Raw genomic sequence first — 6,896 nt, 5'->3', positions numbered from 1 at the left:
GCGGGTGTCCCCGCGCACCGCCACGCGCAGCAGGGGCGGTCCCGGGAGGGACCGCCCCTGCGCCGCCTCAGCGGCGGATGCCGACCCGCTCGATGATCGAGCGGTAGCGGTTGATGTCCTTCTTCGCCATGTACTGCAGCAGGCGACGGCGCTGGCCGACCAGCAGCAGCAGCCCGCGGCGGCTGTGGTGGTCGTGCTGGTGCGTCTTGAGGTGCTCGGTCAGGTCGCGGATGCGCTGGGTGAGCATCGCCACCTGGACCTCCGGCGAGCCGGTGTCGCCCTCGCTCGTGGCGTACTCGGCCATGATCTTCTTCTTGGTCTCGGCATCGAGGGGCACGGTGCTCTCCTGAGTCTCGTTGCGCGGTGCTCCGGGGCTGATCCACCCGGGCTCTCTGGGTCCGCGGCCGGTCGAACGGCTCGCCCAGGCTACCAGCCGGGGCCGCTCCCCCCGCGCCCGCACCGGGCCGCCGGGCCTCAGACGAGACCGAGCAGCTCCCGGCAGCGCTGCACGTCGCGCTCCACCTGCTCCACGAGGGCGTCGGCGTCCTCGAAGCGCAGCGTCGGGCGCAGGCGGTGCACGAAGTCCACCGCGACCCGCTCGCCGTACAGGTCCAGGCCGGGGCTGTCCACGCAGTGCGCCTCCACGCGGCGCTCCACCCCGTCGAAGGTCGGGTTGGAACCCACGGACACGGCCGCCGGCAGCCGCTGCCCCGACGGGCGGTGCAACCACCCGGCGTACACGCCGTCGGCGGGCACCAGGCCCTCGACGTCCTCGCCGGAGAGGTTGGCGGTCGGGTACCCCAGCTCGCGACCGCGGTGGTCGCCGTGCACGACGGTCGCGCTCACCCGGTGCGGGTGCCCCAGCACCGCCGCCGCCCGCTCGACGTCCCCGGCCGCGAGCGCCTCGCGCACCGCGGTGGACGACCAGCGCGGCGGGTGACCCGCGCCGTCGCCGAGGTCGTCCACGGCGGTGACCTCGAAGCCGTGGCGCTCGCCGAGCTCGCGCAGCGTGCCCAGGTCGCCGCTGTTGCGCCGCCCGAAGCGGACGTCGTGGCCGACGACGACCTCGACCGCCCCCAGCGCCCGCACGAAGACGTCCTCCACGAAGCGCTCCGGGGTCCACGAGGCGAGCTCGCGGGTGAACGGCAGCACGAGCACCGCGTCCAGGCCGCACGCGGCGACGAGCTCCAGGCGGCGCTCCAGGCCGGTGAGCAGGCCCGGGGCGCGCTCGGGCACGAGGACCTGCAGCGGGTGCGGGTCGAACGTCACCGCCACCGCGGCCGCGCCGCGCTCGCGGGCCGCGCGCACCACGCGCTCCAGCACGGCCACGTGCCCGCGGTGCACCCCGTCGAAGTTGCCGACGGTGAGGACCGAGGGGCCGAAACCGGGGTCCACGTCTGCCAGGTCGTCCCACCGCTGCACCCGCACACTCTGCCAGCCGCCCCCCGGCGCCGCGGTGGGCGGGGCCCCCGCGCGGCGGGCGGGTGGCCGCCCGCGCGGGCCGGCACCGGCCTGGCTAACGTCTCAGGCCGGGACCGGGCCCCACCGACGCGGGCCCCGGGCCGCGAGACCCAGGACCGGGGACGGCCCCCGGGGCACGAGCGCTGGAGGCGGACGCGTGAGCACAGGACCTGTCGACCCGACCACGACGAGCGCGTGGGGCGCCCTGGCCGCGCAGGCCGCCGCGGCCCCCGACCTGCGGGGCTGGTTCGCCGCCGACCCGCAGCGCGCCGAGCGGATGACCCTGGACGTGGCCGACCTGCGGGTGGACCTGTCGAAGAACCTCGTGACCGACGAGACGCTGCGGCTGCTGGTGCAGCTGGCCGAGGAGACCGGCGTCCTGGCCCGGCGCGACGCCATGTTCGCCGGCGAGCACGTCAACGTCACCGAGGACCGCGCCGTGCTGCACACCGCGCTGCGCCGCCCGGCCGGCGCGCAGCCGCCGCTGGTCGTGGACGGCCAGGACGTGGACGCCGACGTGCAGCGGGAGCTGGAGAAGGTCTGCGCGTTCGCGGAGTCGGTGCGCTCGGGCGCCTGGACGGGCGTGACGGGCAAGCGGATCGCCACCGTCGTCAACATCGGCATCGGCGGCTCCGACCTGGGCCCGGTGATGGCGTACGAGGCGCTCAAGCCGTACGTGCAGGCGGGTCTGGAGTGCCGGTTCGTCTCCAACATCGACCCCACCGACGTGGCGGAGACGACGGCGGACCTGGACCCGGAGACGACGCTGTTCATCGTCGCCTCCAAGACGTTCGGGACCCTGGAGACGCTGACCAACGCGCGCCTGGCCCGCACCTGGCTGTGGGAGCGCCTGGCCGCGGCCGGCGCCCTCGGCGACGACGACGAGGCCCGCCGCGGCGCCGTCGCCAAGCACTTCGTCGCCGTGTCCACCGCGCTGGACAAGGTGGAGGCGTTCGGCATCGACCCTGCCAACGCGTTCGGGTTCTGGGACTGGGTGGGCGGCCGGTACTCGGTGGACTCCGCGATCGGCACCTCGCTGGCGGTCGCGATCGGCCCGGAGCGGTTCCGGGAGTTCCTGGCCGGCTTCCACGCCGTGGACGAGCACTTCCGCACCGCCGAGCCGGCCGCGAACGTGCCGCTGCTCATGGGCCTGCTGAACGTGCACTACGTGAACCACCACGACGCGCACACCCACGCGGTCCTGCCGTACTCGCAGCACCTGCACCGGTTCCCGGCCTACCTGCAGCAGCTGACGATGGAGTCCAACGGCAAGTCGGTGCGCTACGACGGCTCGGACGTCACCACCGCCACCGGCGAGGTGTTCTGGGGCGAGCCCGGCACCAACGGCCAGCACGCCTTCTACCAGCTCATCCACCAGGGCACGCGGCTGATCCCCAGCGACTTCATCGCGTTCGCCAACCCCGCGCACCCGCTCGTCGACCGCGACGGCGGCGACGCCGACGTGCACGCGCTGTTCATGGCGAACTTCTTCGCCCAGACGAAGGCGCTGGCGTTCGGCAAGACCGCCGAGGAGGTGCGCGCCGAGGGCGCCGCCGAGGACGTCGTCGCCGCGCGCACGTTCCCCGGCAACCGGCCCACCACCTCGATCATGGCGCCGGCGCTGACCCCGTCGGTGCTGGGGCAGCTGATCGCCCTGTACGAGCACGTCACGTTCGTCGAGGGCGCCGTGTGGGGCATCGACAGCTTCGACCAGTGGGGCGTGGAGCTCGGCAAGAAGCTGGCGCTGGAGATCGCGCCCGCCCTCACCGGCGACACCGTCGCGCTCGAGGCGCAGGACCCCTCGACCGCCTCGCTCATCCGGTACTACCTGCAGCAGCGGGGCTGAGACCGCCCACGCCGCCCCGGTCCCGAGGGTCGGGGCGGCGTGGCAGGCTGTCGCCGACGCGGCGGGGCGGTCCCGCCGGGCACCCCGACGGAGGGAAACCCGCGGTGGCGGAGACCATGCGCGCGAGCGTGCTCGTGGAGAAGGGCGTCATCGAGCTGCAGGAGCGGCCGGTTCCCGTACCGGCCGACGGCGAGGTCCTCGTCCGCGTGGCCTCGGTCGGCGTGTGCGGCTCGGACGTGCACTACTACCGCGAGGGCCGCATCGGCGGCTTCGTCGTCGAGCAGCCCCTCGTGCTCGGGCACGAGGTCTCCGGGCAGGTCGTCGCGGTGGGCCGCGGCGTGCCGGAGGCGCGCGTCGGCGAGCGCGTCGCGATCGACCCGCAGGTGCCCTGCCGGCGCTGCCGGGCGTGCAAGTCCGGGCGGATGAACCTGTGCCCGAACATGCGCTTCTACGCCACCCCGCCGGTCGACGGCACGTTCTGCGACTACGTCACCGCCCCCGCGGACATGGCGCACGAGGTGCCGGACACGATGTCCGACGACGCCGCCGCCCTGCTGGAGCCGTTCTCGGTGGGGCTGTGGGCCGCGCACAAGGCGGGCACCACCCCCGGCGACCGGGTCCTGATCGCCGGGGCAGGCCCCATCGGCGCGATGGTCGCGCAGGCCGTGCGGGCGCGCGGCGCCGCCGACGTCGTCGTCACCGACTTCGTGGACTCGCGCCGTGAGCGCATCACCTCCTTCGGCGCCACGCGCACGCTGCACCCCGTGGACGACGCCGACGAGGTCGCCGCCCTGGCCGCCGACGCCTTCGTGGACTGCTCCGGCGCCACCCCCGCCGTCGTCTCCGGCATCGGCGCACTGCGCCCCGGCGGCACCGCGGTCCTCGTGGGCCTGGGCGACGACGTCATGCCGATCCCCGTCAGCCTGGTGGCCAGCCGAGAGATCACCCTCACCGGCGTCTTCCGGTACGTCGACACCTGGCCGCGCGGCATCGACCTCTTCCGCACCGGCGCCGTGCACCTGGACGAGATGGTCACCGCCCGCTACCCGCTGGAGCGGGTGCAGGAGGCGCTGGAGGCCGACTCCGACCCGCTGAGCATGAAGGCCGTGGTCGTCGTGAACCCGACGGGGGTGGGCGCGTGAGCGGCGTGCTGGAGCGCTTCTCGCTGTCGGGCAAGGTGGCCCTGGTCACGGGCGGCTACCGCGGGCTGGGCCGGGCGTTCGCGCAGGCGCTCGCGGAGGCGGGCGCCGACGTCGTGGTCGCCGCCCGCGACGAGGAGCGGTCGGCCGCCGCCGCGCAGGAGATCGCCGCCTCGACCGGGCGCCGCGCGCTCGGGCTGCGCCTGGACGTCACCGACCGCGCCGAGGTCGAGGCCGCGGTCGAGCGCACCACCGCCGAGCTCGGCGGGCTGCACGTGCTGGTGAACAACGCCGGCACCTGCGTGCACCGCCCCGCGCTGGAGGTGACCGACGACGAGTACGACGACGTCATCACCACCAACGTCAAGGGCGTGTGGCTGCCCAGCCAGGTCGCCGCGCGCTGGATGGCGGCCCACGGGGGCGGCAGCATCGTCAACATCGGCTCCATCAGCGCCTCGATCGTCAACCGCCCGCAGATGCAGCCCGTCTACAACGCCTCCAAGGCCGCCGTGCACCAGCTGACGAAGTCGCTGGCCGCGGAGTGGGCACCGCTGGGCATCCGGGTCAACGCCCTGGCCCCCGGCTACGTCAAGACGGACATGGCCCCGGTGGACGAGCCGCGGTTCCGGCGGATGTGGATCGAGGACGCGCCCATGCAGCGCTACGCGACACCGGAGGAGATCGCCGCCAGCGTGGTCTACCTGGCCTCCGACGCCTCCAGCTTCTCCACCGGCGCCGTCGTCGTCACCGACGGCGGCTACACGCTGTTCTGAGCTCACGCGTTGCTCTGAGCTCACGGGCGCGGCGAGCCGCGGGTTCGACCCGGTGGACCAGGAGGACCGGCTGCGGAGGGGAACGCCGCCACAGGGGGCGCGCCCGGGTGAGGGCCGCGGGAACAGACGCGCCCGCTGTGGCATTCTCCCCAGCGGCATGGACACGGGATGGAACCTCACCGAGCGCCGGCACATCGACCTGGGCCGGACGGCGAGCGCGGTCTAGCGGGGCGGCCAGCACCCCCGCCACCGCGCCACCCACCCCTACCCAGGAGCTCACCCCGTGATCCGCACCCTGAAGCGGACGCCCTTCGGCGTCCAGGTGCTCATCGGCCTCGTCCTCGGCGTCGTCCTCGGCGCGATCGCCCGCTCGATGGGCGGCACCGACGAGGACCCGAACTGGCTGACGACCACCCTCGCCACCATCGGCTCGATCTTCGTGACGCTGCTGCGCACCCTGGTGCCGCCGCTCGTCGTCCTGGCCGTGGTCACCTCCATCGCGAACCTGCGCCAGGTCACCAACGCCGCACGGCTGGCGTGGCAGACCCTGCTGTGGTTCGCCATCACCGCCCTGATCTCGGTCGGCATCGGCATCGCCCTCGGCATCGCCACCGACCCGGGCGACCGCACCTCGGTGGCGGCCTCCGCCGCCCGGGAGCCGAGCTACACCGGTTCGTGGCTGGACTTCCTGCAGGGCCTCGTCCCCGGGAACGTGTTCGGCCTGCAGGCCTCCGCCTCCGACGACGGCGTCTCCCTGTCCTTCAACGTGCTGCAGCTGCTGGTGATCTCCATCGCGCTGGGCGTGGCGATCCTCAAGGTCGGCGAGAAGGCCGAGCCGCTGCTGACCGTGGCCCGCTCCGCCCTGACCGTCGTGCAGACGGTGCTGTGGTGGGTCATCCGCCTCGCCCCGCTGGGGACCGTCGGCCTGCTCGGCCGGGCGGTGGCCACCTACGGCTGGGACGCCCTCAGCCCGCTCGCGGTGTTCGTCGTGGACATCTACGTCGGCCTGGCGCTGGTGCTGTTCGTGCTCTACCCGGTGCTGCTGCGCCTCAACGGCCTGAGCGTGCGTCGCTTCTTCGCCGGCGTGTGGCCCGCCACCCAGCTGGCGTTCGTCTCCCGCTCCTCCATCGGCACCCTGCCGGTGACGCAGCGGGTCACCGAGGAGGAGCTGGGCGTCCCGCGCTCCTACGCCTCGTTCGCGGTGCCGCTGGGCGCCACGACCAAGATGGACGGCTGCGCCGCGATCTACCCGGCGCTGTCGGCGATCTTCGTGGCCGGCTTCTTCGACGTGGACCTGTCGATCACCGACTACCTGCTCATCGCGTTCGTGTCCGTCGTCGGCTCCGCCGCGACCGCGGGCCTGACCGGCGCCACCGTCATGCTGACGCTGACGCTGTCGACCCTGGGGCTGCCGCTGGCGGGCGTGGGCCTGCTGCTGGCGATCGACCCGATCCTCGACATGGGCCGCACCGCGGTCAACGTCACCGGGCAGGCGCTCGTGCCGACGATCGTCGCCAAGCGCGAGGGCATCCTGGACCTGGAGCGGTTCCGCTCCCGCCGTCGCGTGGAGGAGGCGATCGCCGAGCCCGCGGCGGTCTGACACCCCTCCTGCACGACGAACGCCCGCCGCTCCCCGGTACCGGGGAGCGGCGGGCGTTCGTCGTGCAGAGGGTCCCG

6 protein-coding genes are annotated in these 6,896 nt (G+C 74.0%); 4 read left to right on the top strand and 2 right to left on the bottom strand.

The annotated features are described in order from the left end of the window. Window positions 1–67: 67 nt before the first annotated feature. Together rpsO and V9U69_RS07895 are read right to left on the bottom strand one after the other, a co-directional pair. On the bottom strand, window positions 68–337 hold the full coding sequence (rpsO, locus tag V9U69_RS07900) for a 30S ribosomal protein S15 (RefSeq protein ID WP_337060991.1): 270 nt from the start codon (window positions 335–337) through the stop codon (window positions 68–70). A 137-nt stretch (window positions 338–474) separates the two neighbouring features. After that, window positions 475–1,422, bottom strand: a complete 948-nt coding sequence (locus V9U69_RS07895) for a bifunctional riboflavin kinase/FAD synthetase (RefSeq protein WP_337060990.1) — start codon at window positions 1,420–1,422, stop codon at window positions 475–477. A gap of 196 nt (window positions 1,423–1,618) precedes the next feature. Here V9U69_RS07895 and pgi point away from each other — a divergent pair, with 196 nt between their 5' ends. The 4 genes from pgi (at window position 1,619) to V9U69_RS07875 (ending at window position 6,819) form a co-directional block, all read left to right on the top strand. Beyond that, the gene (gene pgi, locus V9U69_RS07890) at window positions 1,619–3,307 is read left to right on the top strand and encodes a glucose-6-phosphate isomerase (RefSeq protein WP_337060989.1); all 1,689 of its coding nucleotides are present in this window, start codon (window positions 1,619–1,621) and stop codon (window positions 3,305–3,307) included. A gap of 116 nt (window positions 3,308–3,423) precedes the next feature. After that, complete coding sequence (locus tag V9U69_RS07885) at window positions 3,424–4,449, top strand: NAD(P)-dependent alcohol dehydrogenase (RefSeq protein ID WP_442907671.1); 1,026 nt, start codon at window positions 3,424–3,426, stop codon at window positions 4,447–4,449. Continuing rightward, window positions 4,446–5,219, top strand: a complete 774-nt coding sequence (locus tag V9U69_RS07880) for an SDR family NAD(P)-dependent oxidoreductase (RefSeq protein ID WP_337060986.1) — start codon at window positions 4,446–4,448, stop codon at window positions 5,217–5,219. The genes V9U69_RS07885 and V9U69_RS07880 overlap by 4 nt, the downstream gene beginning before the upstream one ends. A gap of 283 nt (window positions 5,220–5,502) precedes the next feature. Then, window positions 5,503–6,819 carry a dicarboxylate/amino acid:cation symporter gene (locus V9U69_RS07875; protein WP_337060984.1) on the top strand — a complete coding sequence of 439 codons (1,317 nt, stop codon included), beginning with the start codon at window positions 5,503–5,505 and terminating at the stop codon, window positions 6,817–6,819. The last annotated feature ends 77 nt before the right edge of the window (window positions 6,820–6,896 follow it).

The sequence above is a fragment of the Kineococcus sp. G2 genome (assembly GCF_037154035.1).
Classification (GTDB): domain Bacteria; phylum Actinomycetota; class Actinomycetes; order Actinomycetales; family Kineococcaceae; genus Kineococcus.
Note: the sequence above shows the minus strand (reverse complement) of the source record. Positions and strands in the feature narration are given on the sequence as shown.

Excerpts from the sequence above, each read along its gene's own strand:
- V9U69_RS07885 (WP_442907671.1), top strand. The coding sequence starts at position 3,424 with ATGCGCGCGAGCGTGCTCGTGGAGAAGGGCGTCATCGAGCTGCAGGAG.